13 protein-coding genes are annotated in these 15,980 nt (G+C 39.6%); 10 read left to right on the forward strand and 3 right to left on the reverse strand.

The features are described from left to right. Positions 1-4: 4 nt before the first annotated feature. Positions 5-1,147, reverse strand: coding sequence for a polysaccharide biosynthesis C-terminal domain-containing protein (locus ACFSMW_RS11615; protein WP_390355798.1), 1,143 nt, complete (start codon positions 1,145-1,147; stop codon positions 5-7). A 778-nt stretch (positions 1,148-1,925) separates the two neighbouring features. On the opposite strand from ACFSMW_RS11615, the gene ACFSMW_RS11620 reads away from it, so the two are divergent. Both ACFSMW_RS11620 and ACFSMW_RS11625 read left to right on the forward strand, forming a co-directional pair. Further along, positions 1,926-3,026 carry a glycosyltransferase family 61 protein gene (locus ACFSMW_RS11620; RefSeq protein WP_390355800.1) on the forward strand — a complete coding sequence of 367 codons (1,101 nt, stop codon included), beginning with the start codon at positions 1,926-1,928 and terminating at the stop codon, positions 3,024-3,026. 240 nt (positions 3,027-3,266) lie between these two features. Then, entirely contained in the window at positions 3,267-4,382 is a 1,116-nt protein-coding gene (locus ACFSMW_RS11625; protein ID WP_390355802.1) for a hypothetical protein, read from the forward strand. A 464-nt stretch (positions 4,383-4,846) separates the two neighbouring features. Here ACFSMW_RS11625 and ACFSMW_RS11630 read toward each other — a convergent pair whose 3' ends face one another. After that, positions 4,847-5,362 carry an FAD-dependent monooxygenase gene (locus ACFSMW_RS11630; RefSeq protein WP_390355803.1) on the reverse strand — a complete coding sequence of 172 codons (516 nt, stop codon included), beginning with the start codon at positions 5,360-5,362 and terminating at the stop codon, positions 4,847-4,849. A gap of 287 nt (positions 5,363-5,649) precedes the next feature. On the opposite strand from ACFSMW_RS11630, the gene ACFSMW_RS11635 reads away from it, so the two are divergent. From ACFSMW_RS11635 to ACFSMW_RS11645, 3 genes are all read left to right on the forward strand, one after another. Continuing rightward, the gene (locus ACFSMW_RS11635; RefSeq protein ID WP_390355805.1) at positions 5,650-6,342 is read left to right on the forward strand and encodes a hypothetical protein; all 693 of its coding nucleotides are present in this window, start codon (positions 5,650-5,652) and stop codon (positions 6,340-6,342) included. 577 nt (positions 6,343-6,919) lie between these two features. Then, entirely contained in the window at positions 6,920-7,108 is a 189-nt protein-coding gene (locus tag ACFSMW_RS11640) for a hypothetical protein (RefSeq protein WP_390355806.1), read from the forward strand. 161 nt (positions 7,109-7,269) lie between these two features. After that, positions 7,270-7,986 (forward strand): dihydropteridine reductase, encoded by a 717-nt coding sequence (locus ACFSMW_RS11645; protein WP_390355808.1) that lies wholly within the window; start codon positions 7,270-7,272, stop codon positions 7,984-7,986. Between the two features lie 236 nt (positions 7,987-8,222). On the opposite strand, the gene ACFSMW_RS11650 is transcribed toward ACFSMW_RS11645, so the two are convergent. After that, positions 8,223-9,002, reverse strand: coding sequence for a TetR/AcrR family transcriptional regulator (locus ACFSMW_RS11650; protein WP_390355809.1), 780 nt, complete (start codon positions 9,000-9,002; stop codon positions 8,223-8,225). Positions 9,003-9,422: 420 nt separating this feature from the next. Between ACFSMW_RS11650 and ACFSMW_RS11655 the strand changes: the two genes are divergently transcribed. The 5 genes from ACFSMW_RS11655 to ACFSMW_RS11675 all read left to right on the forward strand — a co-directional run bounded on the left by ACFSMW_RS11655 (position 9,423) and on the right by ACFSMW_RS11675 (position 15,789). Further along, positions 9,423-10,877 (forward strand): FAD-dependent oxidoreductase, encoded by a 1,455-nt coding sequence (locus ACFSMW_RS11655; protein WP_390356421.1) that lies wholly within the window; start codon positions 9,423-9,425, stop codon positions 10,875-10,877. A 297-nt stretch (positions 10,878-11,174) separates the two neighbouring features. Further along, on the forward strand, positions 11,175-12,563 hold the full coding sequence (locus tag ACFSMW_RS11660) for an aminotransferase-like domain-containing protein (protein ID WP_390355811.1): 1,389 nt from the start codon (positions 11,175-11,177) through the stop codon (positions 12,561-12,563). A gap of 74 nt (positions 12,564-12,637) precedes the next feature. Then, entirely contained in the window at positions 12,638-12,928 is a 291-nt protein-coding gene (locus ACFSMW_RS11665; RefSeq protein ID WP_390355813.1) for a hypothetical protein, read from the forward strand. A gap of 217 nt (positions 12,929-13,145) precedes the next feature. Further along, positions 13,146-14,477, forward strand: coding sequence for an MFS transporter (locus ACFSMW_RS11670; RefSeq protein WP_390355815.1), 1,332 nt, complete (start codon positions 13,146-13,148; stop codon positions 14,475-14,477). Positions 14,478-14,565: 88 nt separating this feature from the next. Beyond that, positions 14,566-15,789, forward strand: a complete 1,224-nt coding sequence (locus ACFSMW_RS11675) for an aminotransferase-like domain-containing protein (RefSeq protein ID WP_390355817.1) — start codon at positions 14,566-14,568, stop codon at positions 15,787-15,789. Positions 15,790-15,980 lie beyond the last annotated feature (191 nt).

A 15,980-nucleotide genomic window follows, 5' to 3' on the forward strand; every position in this document is an offset into this window, starting at 1 on the left:
GTTATCATCCTTTCTTTTTATCAGCTTCGTCTGGCTGAACCTTCAACGGAATGGTATCAGGATTATTTGGATCAAAAAGTTCATTGGCCCAAAATAGCACAATTATGTCATCATCTGTTACATTTTCAATGGAATGGGTAAACCCTGGAGGTATATCCACCATCTTGATATTTTGATCGGAGACTGTATAAGTAATCAGTTCATCGGAATCGACCTTTCTTAATTGAATGTTTGCTGTACCTTTAATCACGCAAAATTTCTCTACTTTTGTATGGTGATAATGGTTGCCTCTTATAATCCCTTCTCGTGATGTTGACATGAAGATTTGACCGGCCTGATGTGATTTGATTAATTCAATCAACTTTCCTCTTTCGTCTTGATGTGCTGGTAAATCATATGAAAAATTATCTTTGTCTAAATAAGATAGGTAGGTCGTATACAAATATTTTGTTAATCGGTCGGACAGGTCAGGTATAATCAGTGATTTTCGCATGTTTTTTATTTCATAGAGCTTATCAGCCAGATTTCCAACTGTTGTATTAAATGTCTGGTTAATATGATAATAGCATGTTTTTTTTGTCTTTTTCTGTTTGAGACTATCCACAAAATGGTCTACCACATCATCAATATATACAAGTTCAAGGTTTTTGTTCGCATCATGGATTTCTATTTCTTTATCATGAGAGATTTCATAGCAAAAGGTAGCAACTACTGAGTTGTAATGTGGTTTGCACCACTTTCCGAAAACACCTGGGAGCCGGTAGATGTGTACATCTGCACCGGTTTCATTACTATAATGCTTCAGCACGTCTTCGGCAGCTTTTTTACTTGAACCATAAGCTGAATCAAATGCTGCTTGTGTAGAGGAAGAAAAAACAATTTTTGGTTTTTTTTGCTTCTTTCTTAAATAGTTGACGATTTGTTCTGTAAGCCCTCTATTAACTCTCCCGAAAGCTTCATCCTGTTGAGGTCGGTTCACTCCCGCCAGATGATAGATGACGTCCGATTCGTCTAATTGTTGATACAGCTGTGACAGGGTATCCCCGTGATGATACTGTTTGACAACAACTTCTTTTTCTCTGTGCAACCTATCAATAAGATTTTTTCCGATAAATCCACCTGCACCGGTTACTAATACATTTTTCATATTAATTACCATTCCTTTCGCTGCTCTCAAGGCACAAAAATGAAATGAAAGAAAATATCCCCCCTAAAAGTTACTATAAAATGGTTGGATGCGCAGATACACTACAGAGCACGGGAAAGTGGTGGCGCAGTTCTTCAATTTACTGCCCGCATATTAAGATGTGCTGTTTGCCATTTTCAAGTACAAATAAGTGTGCTAACGAGCACATAAACTAATCCTTGTCTGAATCATTCCAGTTTATTACGTGGCAGACAGCCAATGTCTGTTTTATCCACTATAAAATTAGGTAGGGATGTGTTTATGCTAAGGATTTTATCCTATTTGCTGTGGCGCTGGTGGGTACTACAAACCAATCGGGGGCTGCCAAGTCAAGTATCAAATCAAACAATTTCGACTTTCACTGAAGATTTAACGCAACTTCTGTTCCACTGTTTTAAGCGGGGAGGGGGGAGGCTAAAAACGTCACATCCTGTACGTCGGAAACCCCTGCTTCATGAAGTTTCTCGTTAGCCCGTAGTGTAGTTGGACAGTAGTTTAACACTGTTGATGACTTTTCTACATATTATGGAGTACTCTAAGTTATGTGCAAAAACAGGGCATAGGTCAAGGCCGTTTATCATACTCTCAAGCGGTAACGCCCCCACTTTAAGGTTTGGAGGTGAAACCAAAAAAGATAGCGGGGGGGGCAACTGCATGACAAAGGTTTAATTTTGTTCTCGACCTGCAGTGCATGGGTCACAAAGGTGCTACTTTATTGCTGTAAAGGAGATATGTATTTATGGAAGATATATGTATTCATACGAGGGATTGGATTGAAAAAACAACTCCAGCAACAGATGTACCCGATGTATATAAGGAATTTTATACAAATGAAACGGTACAATATGCATTGCCAAAAGGAGATCTGCCACAATGGGTCGATTGGGTGTCTCCACCACAATTTGGGGAGAATCATACGTTTGATGCATCTTATGTAGCAAAGATAGAAAATGGGAGTGTATGGATGTGTGAAAAAGGAGAAGGCATGGTCTATGCATTGACACCTGATAATAGGTGTTTACAGGATATGGTCTTTCATTTATATTGGAAATATTTTAAAAATGTTGCAGTAAAAAAAATTCCTTCCGCTCTCACTCATCATGGCACTTTGGGTGTTCTAGCCTGGGCTGGGCACTCCAATTACTGGCATTGGCTGCACGATACATTGGGACGTTATCATTTACTGCAGCTCAGCGGTTTTAAGATTGATAAATATGTCCTGCCGCCTTTAACTTTGCCATTTCATCGGGAAACAGTTAAATTGCTTGGAATCCCCGAAGATAAAATCATCCAGCTTACCCCGGGAATGCATCTGAAAGCCGACGATTTAGTATTGCCATCCGTCCCGTTTAACGCAGGGACATGTGTTAAGTGGACAGTTGAATTTCTCCGAGACTCATTTCTTCCATTGAAATCCCAGACAAGCGCAACAGGTTTTGAACGTATCTATGTTAGCCGAAAAGATGCTTCGTGGAGAAAGGTTACCAATGAAACAAATCTCATGAAAATTTTGACCCAAAAAGGATTTAAACATATTACTTTGAGCTCCTTAACCGTACAGGAGCAGATCGATATTTTTTCTTCAGCCAAAGTTATCATAAGCCCGAATGGTGCAGGACTGGCAAATATTATATTTTGCCAGCCGGGCACAAAAATTATTCAGTTATTTACGTCTACGTCAGATGAATTCATAAAAATTGGGCAGTATGTAGGTTTGGATTATCGTTTTTTTAAATGTAGAGTTGCAAACCCTGCTTCCAAAGCTCATGAAGTCGTTCAAAATCTTGTGGTTGATGGAAAAAAATTATCAAAGGTTTTGGAGGAGGAGGGAATCCATTAAAAAAGGGGGGACAGTGATAATGTAACAGAATCGGACCTTTGCCATACAGATGACTCCCACTTATTTTGGTTTCACCTCCAAATTTGGGAGTGGGAGTCTTACAGTCTGCTGATAGTGGTAAAAGAATGCCAATATTTTTTGTTTTTAACCTTCAATAATAGGGGTGTGTCTGGTAATGTATAAAGGTGAAGCAATCAAATTACATTTGAATTGCAATGCTAGAGAAGGATAAAGAAGCCATTGGGAGGGGTTTTTATTAAAAAACGGCTGTTTGTTTTGATTTCGTTGGCAGGAATATTTTTCTTGGCGGCTTGTGGACAGGCCAAGGATGCAACAGATTATGTGAATGTATCTTTTTCAGGAATGTCCGGAGCGGGTTCCGCTACATACAACATGGATGAAAGCAAAATGTTTGAAGACATTTTCGATATGGATTCCAAATCAGATTCTGTCAATCGGGAAACGCTGAAAGAAATGGGACAAATATCGGATGCTTATAAAATCAAACTGGATAAAAAAAGGGAACTATCCAATGGAGACAAAGTGAAGGTAACGGTATCCGTTAATGAGGATGAAACCAAGAAAATTAAAGGTGGGCAAAAGGAAATCACTGTGAAAGGCTTGGAGGAACCCAAGGAGTTAACCTCAGAAGATGTGGAGAACAACCTGAATGTTGATTTTAATGGTGCAAACGGCAGAGGAGAAGCAAACGTCTACAATAACCTCGATTCCGGGCTTAGTACGATTGATTTTGAGGTTGAAAATGACGGGAAGCTGAAAAACGGTGAACAAGCCAAGATTATTTTAAAAGATGAAGATTCCAAGAATGACATGCTACGGTTTGGTTATGTGCTGGCCGATGATTTTCAGCCAACGGTCAAGGTGAAGGATTTATATAACGTTGCTGAAAAAGCATCCGATATTGCCAATTTAAAAGATATCCAGAAACAGACAGAAAAAGATGCAAAAAAGCAGTACAGCCCTGGGGTGGTGCTAGAAGGCCATAAAATCAAATTAGAAAAATGGATGTACCGTCAATTCGGCGAGGACAAGGATGATGATTACAATAGTGATAAAATAGGCACAAGCGATGTCAGTGATCATGACGGCACTTTGATTGGCATCTACTCTGTTACCAAAACCGAAAAAGTATATGATGAGAATAAGAAAGATCTCGCAAACAAGGTTACTCATTTTATAGCTATAAAGGGGTATACAGATATTAGACTGGATGATAACAATAAAGCAGACCTATCAGACATAGGTGAAGTTTTCGGTCGTCATAAAACGAGTGAATCTATGAAATCGGTCATAAAAGGATATAAAGAAGCAGGGTTTAGCGAAGTGGAGAATTAAAAAGACCTATGATACATTCGTTCCATAAGAGCCTTCGCTCAGGTTGTCCAAGGGTGTGCCTAGTTTCATATAATTAGACGGATGGGAGGGGCTGTGACAATCCCGCAAACGTGTCAGATTGTTTAATAAAATGGATGGAGATTTAACTCCATCCATTATTATTCATGGAATGTTATTGGTTATTACGTATCTGATTTGAGCCATTTTCAATTTATTTTGCTAGACTTTTTTCTTTGTTGAGAAGTGGGTAAAGACCCTTTCCAATGTCACGGTCGGCTGCGCGACTTGATCATCGAAGCGCCAGCAGACAAAGAAAAAGGTATCTCCGATGAATGATGTGACGATTTCGGTTTGGCTATCGTTACAGATCGAGCCATCATTGATGGGGATACCGCTACACCACCGCACGATCAAGGATTGGACGGCGATATTGTTGATAAAAATAAAGGTTGGCAGAATGTTTATCAAGCTACGGAAAAGAGTGTTGTCTCCATTCGTCCGTCCAGACGGTTTCCTATTTTCATAGGCGAAAACACTTCTGTATCTGCAATTCCTCCTGCCTGTGAAACGGTCAATTCAGCGACGGGACGACGTTCAGCATCCCCTATGAATACACGCCCCTGTTGTAAACAGTTAGCAACCTTTTCTTCAGCTTCCCAAAGGATTATACTTAGAATTTTCACTTGAAGATCTGGCAGATCGATCGCTTTTTGAATAATTTCGCGACATTGATCTTTTGAAAAATTAACAGAAGCGTCACTGTCTTTAGGATCATAGGAAACGTGAGAGAACCAGCGGTCACGATTATTGATGGCAAGCAACATCCCTGTTGCTCCGGAACGTGTGATATTCAATGCGCTGAATTCCTTTCCTTTCACAAACGCACCTAGATCAGCTTCAAAATAAATCATAGCCCTATTCCCCTTCACTGCAGGCGCGTTTTTCACTCCAGCTAACTCAGTTTGTGCTTGATATCTCATAAATGATTTAATCACATGAATTATATGTCAATCACTTGGATGCTTCTTAGATAATGAACTTAGGGTCATTTGGGACAATCTTATCTCTCCTTGTGGTTTGGCCACATTAGAAAGAGACTGTTTCCCAGTTTATGTGCGGATCTGTCAGTACCTCTGCAATACGAACAGGAAGAGAGTGAAAAATAATCACCTCTTCGATCTTTGGGCGAAGAAATCAATTTATGAAATTCGCACCCAAATATGTGCTGCTTGAATAAAATGGGCAGTATCTGAGAAGGAGGATGGATATGAATTATTTTAATGATGATCAATCGTTTTCAGCATACCGTCAGCAAGGATCATGGGTTTGTTTTCCCGTACAAGAGGGATCTCAAAATCAAGGGGGTCTGGAAGGACAAATAAATATGTCTGATGGTTCTCAACAACCTGTAGTTTGTTATCCTTCACAACCTCAAGCCGAGGGTCAAGGACAAGGCGGCAATAGTCAAGGTCAATCAGGTGGTCAGGAGCAACAGGGCGGTGGCGAAAATGAAGGACAGCAACAAGGAGGTCAGGACCAGGAAGGTATGCCAACCCCCCAGGATATTCTTGGCCAATTTGGTCAAGGAGGAAATGAAGGACAGCAGCAAGAAGGTCAGGACCAGGGAGGTACGCCGACCCCCCAAGATATTCTTGGCCAATTTGGTCAAGGAGGGAATCAAGGACAGCAGCAAGAAGGTCAGGGCCAGGGAGGTATGCCAACCCCCCAAGATATTCTTGGTCAATTGGGTCAAGGAGGGAACCAAGGACAACAGCAAAGGGCTCAAAGTCAAGGCGGGGGCATACCTATGTATCCAGGCATGTTTGGTTTTGTCAACGGCTGTCAAGGAGGTAGGAGTGGTATGCCTATGTGCCCAGAAATGCAACGAAAATGGGGCCATCCACAAGTGGTTATGCCCCATGCTATATGGTTCCCAGTTAATTATGGATATTACTGGTGATGCAGTACCAATTTAATTTAAAATAAAGTTTTGTCAACACCTATAAGCCCATATTTTACAATCATAAGAATTCATTTGACAAAATGGGTTCTTATTTACGTTTAGTTGGGACGGTCGTAAACAAATTCCACCTTCTGAGGAATCGTACAATGGAGAACCTGCAATCGAATTATCGAATTGGTGTTCTGAAAGGCTTGACTTGTAAAAGGACAATTCAGAAAGTGAACGGGGAATAAGCGTAAAACGAGACTTAATTCCAAACACAATATTCGCTACAGTCCGGAACGAAAGGAAAAAGGGAGAATGGAGAGAAATCGTCCATTTATGGGTTCCAACTTTATTTTTCTCAGTCACCTTATACAAACTGCATACTAGCTCTTGATATAAGTTTTAGTTATTCATTCATTCTAATAATTAATGCTTAATTGTTTAATCCCTTTACTTCTTATAAGATAAAGACAAACCGTAAATTTCTGTATATAAAATCTTAAAGGTATCCTATCGTTTTTAATTGGCAGAGAGAATTGATCGATTGTGGGATATAACGGTTTATCTATCTAAAAAATGAGGATCTTATATGAGCTATATCAGCCTTGTATTGATGGAAGTCATATCACCAAATTTTTTATTATTGACAGTGGGTGCAGTGCTGCAAAGAAAGCTCCGATTTCCGCTGAGGCCGATAGCAAATCTGATTACCTATTGTTTCATGCCGGCAGCTGTTTTTTTAAATATTTACCAGGTTGAATTTGATTATCCTGGTTGAATTTTAGAGATTTTCGGGCGAAAAGGAAAGGTGCTTGAATACGATATAAATTTGCACCTCATAAATTATCTGAAATAAACAATCTTTTTAATTGAGAATTGTTATCAATTATGGTACGTTAAATAATAACGATCCATATAATTGAGTAAGGAGAATATATCATGCAAATATATTGGACTAAAATAAATAAGATTATTGAAGAGTCTCCTGAGGTTAAAACGTACCTGCTTGACTGTCCGGAAGGCTTTACATGGGAAGAAGGTTCCCATACCCATTTCGCACTGGAAGGTTTTAATGCTGGAGATAAACCAAACCGCGGACTCATTCGCCATATGTCAATTTCCACCTTGCCGCACGAGAATTCAATTGGTATCACCACACGCATCAGAGAGCAGTGCTCTGCGTTTAAAACGATTTTAAAAAATCTTGAAGTCGGCAATGAAATTGCAATATTTAAAACCCATTCGAATGTACCGCTTAAAAGAGAAGACAAAAATGTTTACCTGCTGTCATCAGGTGTGGGTCTGGCAACCTTCAGACCGCTTGTGCTTGATTATTTGGCAAGTGCTGATAACGTCAATCAAATTCATTCACTGAATATTGATTCATCAAAGGATTTTTTATTCACTGATGTTTTCGAATCGGCGCCTGACAAGAAGTTCACATCACAATTTGTCGATAACCGTAAAGACTACTATGAGGAAGTGAACAATCTTGCCGCTGACAAGGATGGACTTTTCTATATTGTCGGAAGTGATGAATTCATCATACAGAACATTGAAGTACTGCGTGAGCAGCGCATCAAGCCTGAACAGATTATGCTTGATAAGCATGAGCACCAACTGCCTGAGTTTTTATCATTTGATTTGACGATTTGATCGGGAAAAAATATTTTCTGGTTAAATACTCATATAGATGTTCCATTAATGGGCGCTTTTCTTTAATAAGAAGGCGTCTTTTAAATTGCTGTTCCGACCCAGCCAATCAATGGAAGACGTAAACCTCTTAACATGGCAGAAAATAAAACGTAGGCAAAAACGGCTGGGCAATAATCCATCACCATTGCTCAGCCAGTAAAGTCCTGTATATGTGTATATGTGGAAATAGATGAATTTTAATTTTTCTTTAATAAAAGGTAATGCTCGATTCCGTCTAATATCCTTTCAAGACCAAAATTGAAGTCATCTTTTATATCATTAGCATCCTCATTTTCCTCGGTATATGCTCCTGACATCAAAACAGGATAAAGATCCGGGAAGCGGTCTTGTGTAACAAGCTTTTTTAGCGATATGCTGTAGTCAAGGCCATTAATTTCACTAAGACTTTTTCCGGTTTGAATTGCCATGTTCATATCTTTTGTGATAGTCCCACACCAACGCGCGTATCCACTCAACAGAAGAACAATCGACATTTTTTCGTAATCGTTTAATGGTAGATTGCGTGTGGTACGCAGTGCCATATCCACTGCTTTAAGTTGATTTGGTGTAAGTGGAATACTTGTGATGGGAATATCGCTGAACCAAGGATGCTCGTGAAAAACTTTAACCCAGATTTTTACGTATTGACGCATATTTTCACGCCAATCTGTTTCTGATTTTTCCTTTGGATACGTAATATCGGAAATCTTCTCTTGCATTAGTAATAGTAAATCATCCTTACTAGGAATATATCGATAGAGTGACATTGGTGTAAATCCTAGAGACGATGCCAATCGATTCATTGATAATGCAGCCAGCCCTTCCTTATCCGCAATATCTACAGCGGCTACAACTATTTGTTCGATACTAAGCTCCCGCTTTGGTCCCCTTTGTGGCTGTTTCCCCAATCCCCAACTGATCGCTATGCCGGGGGGCAAGTTTTTCAATTCCTGGTTTGACTTTTCATTATCTTTCACGTTTTTTCACCTCTAGTTATCCACTACCCAGTTTTCAAAAATCTATATGTGAAAAAAACATAGGTAAATTTTTTAATTTTTTTGTTGCAACTTTATTGTATGTGTAATAAACTGTTTATGCAATAAACTGTTTATGTTATATAAAAATGATTGCCATGCAAATGGTAAAGGAGGAGCAAAACGTATGAATTAACTAAGCTATAGGGGCTGATGATCTTCAGAAGAAAATTGAAGAAGAAAGAAATTGTTTTAGATGTATCGCCTGAGTGGTTCCGAAAGGGAAGATTGATCAAGGCTATTGCATGACCAATTATGCTGATGTTCCCATATGTTTGGTGATGCAGTTCATGTGATTTGTGCTTGCGCTCTTGCTTCGATAAAACATGGGTGTACGTGTTTAGTTTAAAGGAGGATTTGTTTATGTCAGATGCTAATATTGTCCTTTCAAATGGGAAAATGAACAGAGCGGTCATCATTGGAGGAGGTATCGGTGGACTGTTAACAGCCAAAGTGGTTTCTAATTATTATAAAGAGGTCTTGATTGTGGATAGAGATGACTTTCCTGAAAAACCAGAAAATCGATCTGGAATTCCACAGGGATATCAACCGCATCGATTAACTCCACGTGGAAAAATGATTATCGAGGGTTTTTTTCCTGGCCTGAGCGAAGAGCTGCTCGAAAAAGGTGCTGCTTTAACCCAAAACAAGGTCTATCGATTTACTAATCCATATGGAATCTTGAGTATGCCGAATTCGGAAAGGGATCTAATGTGTAGCAGAGCTCTTCTAGAGTGGGGGATACGTCAGCGAATAAAAGAAAATACTAATATCCAATTTGTTTCTAAGCATATTGTGAATGGTTTACAAACAAGTCCGGATCAGATGACTGTTACTGGCATCCATGTAAAAGAACGTGGTCAATCAAGGCGTCAGAAGGTAATCCCCGCTGATATGGTCATAGATACCAGTGGACGGCAATCCAAACTGACAAATTGGCTGCAGGAATTGGGGAATAAGATACCTGCACCAGACGTTTTAAAAGTCTCGCTTGGATATAGTACACGGCATTACAAAATACCAGCAGATTTGGATAAGAAATGGGCACTGATTCATGTTGAAGGACGCCCTATTTATAGGGAAAACACTGGCATCTTTGCGATGATTGAAAATAATAGTGCAGAAATGTTAATTTGGAACGCGGGTGGAAATTATCCAAGCACTGACGCCGTAGAGTATGAACAAGCGGTAGCTGATCTTGCAGATCCTATAATCAAAAAGGTCTGGGAAAATATTGACCCAATTACGCCTCCCAAGGGGTATCGTATCAAAGAATTATTTCGTAACCGTTTTGAAAAAATGAACCGTTGGCCATCCGGATTATTGGTTTTAGGGGATGCACTTTGTAATTTTGACCCAATTTATGGGCAAGGGATGACGATGGCGGCTATAGAGGTAGAAGTACTGGAAACCTGTATGCAAAATCAACAAATAAACCCTCGGTTAAATTTTGAGAGAAGTGTGCTCCAAAAATTTCAAGAAGAGATTGAACCTGTATGGTGGCTGAACTGTGTTGCTGATTTAAGTAGACCCGGTGTGGAATATGTGGGTGAGCCATTGAAAGGAGTTTCTTTTGCACAGAAATACTTTGATTTATATATCAAACATGCGACAACTGAAAACAATTTTAATTTATTTTCATTGTTTTGGGCTGTGAATGCAACATTGTTTTCACCAAGTCGAATAATCAATCCCCAAATGATGGAGATCATTCTTAATGGATCGAATGAGGGGAAAAAGTGGCTTGAAGAGCTGGTTGGAGGAAATGGAAAGGAATTAGAAAATGTCATTTTTGAGAATGTACCGGCTTTTAGATAATTGCTATAAAAGGACTCCGGGGAACTTGGGTGTGAAGCAGTAGAAACGACTGAACGAAAGCTGCAGTCATTCAAGAAAAAGTATATCAACAGATTTACCGTACTGCTGAAGACTTGATATGGTAAGAATAGTTCTTTCATAAAGGAGCCATCGAACTTTATCTCAAAGTGACGATATCTCCCTATTTCCTCAGAAAATGCACCGGCAGTGGGAATAGCTGATATGGCACAGTTCTTTTTGTATACTTGTTTTATAGATGGCATAATTCTATAATTGTATGAAAAAAGGATGAGTATGATGCCGGTTAATTCCTTTGAAAACTATCCCATGAGCTGGAAGCCATCCATTGATAAAACAAAAAAACCGATTTATCAAGTACTTGCTGAACAATTAAAACAGGATATATTAAATGAAGTTTTATTGCCAGGCACAAAACTTCCACCACAGCGGGAATTGGCTGACTATTTAGATTTGAATTTGAGTACCATTTCAAAAGCATTTAAAGTGTGCGAGTTGAAGGGCTTGATAAGTGCTTCTGTTGGAAGCGGCACCTTTATATCATATGATGCGTTATCTAATGCGTATTTACTTGAAGATGCAAAACCGAAACATTTAATAGAAATGGGAGCAACGCTGCCAGATAACGCTTCTTATGAGCCGCTCCTGCATGAACTGAAAGGCATGTTAAAAGAGCCAGATTATGAAAAATGGTTTGGATATGGACGGGCGAATGAAAACCTTTGGCAAAAGGACGCTGCTGTAAAATTAATCAGAAGAGGGGGATTCGAAACTACTGTTGACCGCATTTTATTTGCAAATGGCGGCCAAAACGCAATTGCTGCCACGCTGGCGAGTCTTTGCCAACCTGGGGATCGTATCGGCGTTGATCCTCATACTTACCCAGGCTTAAAAACTGTTGCAGCGATACTTAGTATACAAATAGTACCAATCAAGTCAGAGGACTATGCGATGAGCCCAACGGCTTTTGAATATGCTTGTAAAAATGAAAATATTAAAGGTATTTACTTGATTCCGGATTATCATAATCCGACTGCCTCCCGTATGTCTGTTGATAATAGGAAAGAGATCGCTGCGATTGCCAAAAAGTATAATCAATTCATCATTGAAGATGCAGCTTATCATCTCCACAACGAGAAGCCACTTCCAGCACTTGCATCATTTGCACCGGAACAAGCCATTTATATTGCGAGTTTATCGAAATCATTGGCACCGGGTTTACGATTAGCTTATGTAGCGGTGCCGAGTCAATTCAAGAAGCTAATTTCAAAAGCTCTTTATAATTTAAATGTATCCGTTTCTCCGTTACTAGCAGAATTGACAGCTCGTACAATCGTATCGAATCAATTTGAAGTGCTAATTGAACAACACCGAAAACAAACTGTTCGCAGAAACCGAGTCGTAAATCAATATTTAGCCGACTACACTTGTGCGGGTCTTGAGACAGGTATTTTCCGTTGGCTGTTGTTACCAGGCAAGATTACAGGAGCCGAATTTGAATTGTTAGCCGCACAACAAGGGGTTCAAGTGTATGCGGCGGAACGTTTTGTAGTTGGAAATAGTTGCCCGGAGCGGGCTGTCAGGATTGCTGTCTGTGCGCCAGAAACGATTGAAGAGCTGGAGCGGGGATTGATTATACTTCAACGATTATTGCTTAACCATACATAATATTGTATGGCTGTTTCGTGGGTGCTATGATGAAACTGTTGAACTGTACAAAAAATTAAACGGAGGTTGATAACATGAGTGCAAAAGCATTTTTAGAAATTACTATGGTTATTGATGAAGCAAACCGACCAGCAGCAGTCAAAGTATACAGTGACTATCGCCAACCTTTCTTAGATAATATAAATGGTGCTGTATCGAAAGATTTACTTGTACGAGATGAAGATGTTCAAGTCCTGCATGGGTTTGACAGTGCTGCGTCTGCGCAAGCTTATCTTGAAAGTGACATGTTTACAAATGATGTTTTTGTGGGTCTTAAACCTTTGGTAAATGCTGATCCTGATGTAAAGATTTACAGTGCAGCATAAATGAATGATATGTATATTGATTAGGGGCCAAATGCATAGTGTTTCTTAACGTTTTTCTCTTAAAAAGGGTATTCGATGATAAAATTGTTCGCCATACAATGAATGTGTTGTATGGCGTTTTTGTTCATGATACGATGTATTAATCTTAATATTATAATTATAATAATTTATTTTGAAGGCACTATATTATCAATTATCAGGAAGGGCAGGCAAACTCATGCTACAGAAAGGGTTAAACAATAATCCAGCTTGGTTACAAAAATATGTTGATTCGCCTGACAAACAGCAACAATTGTATAAGAAGACTTTGTTCGTTGTTATTATGTCCCAAGTTTTTGGGGGTGCGGGACTTGCAGCTGGTATTACAGTCGGTGCCCTTTTAGCCCAAGATATGTTAGGAACTGATAGTGTAACAGGTCTTCCTACAGCTTTATTTACTTTTGGGTCAGCTGGTGCTGCGCTTCTTGTTGGACGAATCTCTCAACGGTTCGGTCGTCGTTCCGGGCTTGCAACAGGGTTTATTGTTGGAGGAATTGGAGCGATTTGTGTTGTCATTTCGGCAATCATAAATAGTGTTATTTTATTATTCTTATCTTTACTTATCTATGGATCCGGAACAGCAACTAACTTGCAGGCACGATACGCAGGAACTGATTTGGCAACTTCCAGTCAAAGAGCAAAGGCTATCAGTATGGCGATGGTTTCCACGACATTTGGTGCTGTTGCAGGGCCGAACCTGGTCGATGTAATGGGGGAATTTGCAACATCCATAGGGATTCCTGCTTTAGCTGGTCCATTTATATTAGCAGCTGCAGCTTATATTTTTGCTGGTTTTGTTCTACTCTTACTGCTGCGTCCCGATCCTTATGTTGTTGCTAAAGCGATTGCAGATCATCAAAGTGAGCGTGAAAATGAAAAGTCCCATAAATCTTCCAGTACTTTATCTAGCAATAAACGAGGTATCCTCACAGGTGCCGCTATCATGATATTGACCCAGTTCATCATGGTAGCAATTATGACAATGACACCTATTTATATGGGGAACTATGGGCATAGCTTAAGAGCTGTGGGGCTTGTTATCGGCTTTCACATTGGAGCAATGTATTTGCCTTCTCTAGCAACGGGATATCTTGTTGATAAAATTGGTCGTGCGGCTATGGCGATTGCTTCAGCTATGACATTGATAGCCGCGGGTATACTGGGTGCAATTGGACCTGCCGATTCCCCGGAGGTCATTGCTATAGCACTTTCCCTGCTTGGGCTTGGCTGGAATTTTGGATTAATTAGTGGTACAGCTATTTTGGTTGATTCAACTTCACCAGTCATTCGGGCTAAAACGCAAGGTTCAGTAGATGTTTGGATTGCTTTCTCAGGAGCTTTAGGGGGAGGTTTATCAGGAGTCGTGGTCACTTATTTCAGCTATGGCATGCTTTCTATTGTTGGTTCATTGCTATCGTTGCTAATCATTCCAACCATTTTTTGGGCAGGGATTCATGCGCAGCATAAATCAGATAAAAGTAGCGACCACCAATTAAGTGAAGCAAAATAACAGGTATCAAAAGACGATGATTACAATATTGATTGCTATTGATATTTAGATTAACTTATTCCAATCCAGGCAGAAGGGAAGGTCATCAATGGAAAACAAATTTGCCAAGAGAACACATCTGGTCGAGTCATCTGAAACCCGTGAAATTTTGAAAGTGACAGAAAGACCGGAAATCATTTCTTTTGCTGGAGGACTTCCAGCACCAGAATTGTTTCCTGTAGAACATTTACAGAATGCGTGCGCTGCTGTATTGAAAGAAGCGGGGGAATCTGCGCTTCAATACAGCACGACTGAAGGATTTCTGCCATTAAGAAGAGTGATTTTCCAAAGGATGAGCAGGATTGGCATTAACACCAATTTGAAGAATGTCCTTGTTACATCTGGGTCACAACAGGCGATTGATCTGTGTGGCAGGCTCTTTATTGATGGAGGAGATACTATTATTTGCTTGAGCCCAACCTACCTTGCAGCTATTAATGCCTTTAAGACTTATAACGCTAAATTCGTCGAGGTAGATATGGATGATGAAGGAATGATCATGGAAGAGTTAGAGAAAAAGTTAATAGAAAATCCAAACACGAAGTTTATATATACTATTCCGGATTTCCAAAACCCTACAGGGCGAACGCTAAAATTGGAAAGGCGAAAGAAGATGGTTGAACTTGCCAGTCAATATAATGTGTTGATCGTAGAGGATAATCCCTATGGGGCTATTCGTTTTTTGGGAGATGAATTTCCACCTGTTAAACATTTTGATACAGAAGGCAGAGTAATTTACATTAGCACCTTTTCCAAAATATTGACACCAGGCCTTCGCCTTGGTTGGATTTGTGCAGATGAAGGTTTTATTGAAAAATATGTTGCTTTTAAGCAGGCAGCGGACCTGCATACTGACAGCTTCGCTCAAAGAATGACTGCAAAGTACCTGGAACTTTATGATCTCGAGGAGCACATCCATAAAATCAAATCTGTTTATAAAGAAAGATGCACAGTAATGTTATCTTGTTTGGAAGAATTCTTCCCCAAGCGTTTGTCTTACAGTAAGCCGGAGGGCGGATTATTCATTTGGGTTGAGCTCCCGGAAAATGTTAGCGCAGAGCACATCTTTTCAGAGGGCTTGAAGAATAATGTTGCCTGTGTTCCCGGTACGCTGTTTTTTCCTAATAGGACATCAAGAAATGCATTACGTTTAAATTACTCCAATATGTCAAAAGAGAAAATCATTGAAGGAATAAAGCTTCTGGGTGAAGTATTACACCGTGAATTACAAAAAGAAACAACTTTTTTAGATTCCAAACTGACAGTTAACTGAAGAAATAAGGGTTTGAGAAAATCAGAAGTTATCTCTTGATAATTATAATACTATCATTCAACTACTTTCCATTGAACGATTGGTTAACTAGTTCACAAAGATTGGAGGCGTACGATTTTGAAAGCCACACCAAAAGCGTATCTCAAAATTACTTTAGATGTCGATGTTGCTAATCGAACAGATTAACGCGC

The sequence above is a fragment of the Tigheibacillus halophilus genome, from assembly GCF_042683165.1.
In the GTDB taxonomy this organism is placed as follows: Bacteria; Bacillota; Bacilli; order Bacillales; family Amphibacillaceae; genus Tigheibacillus; species Tigheibacillus halophilus.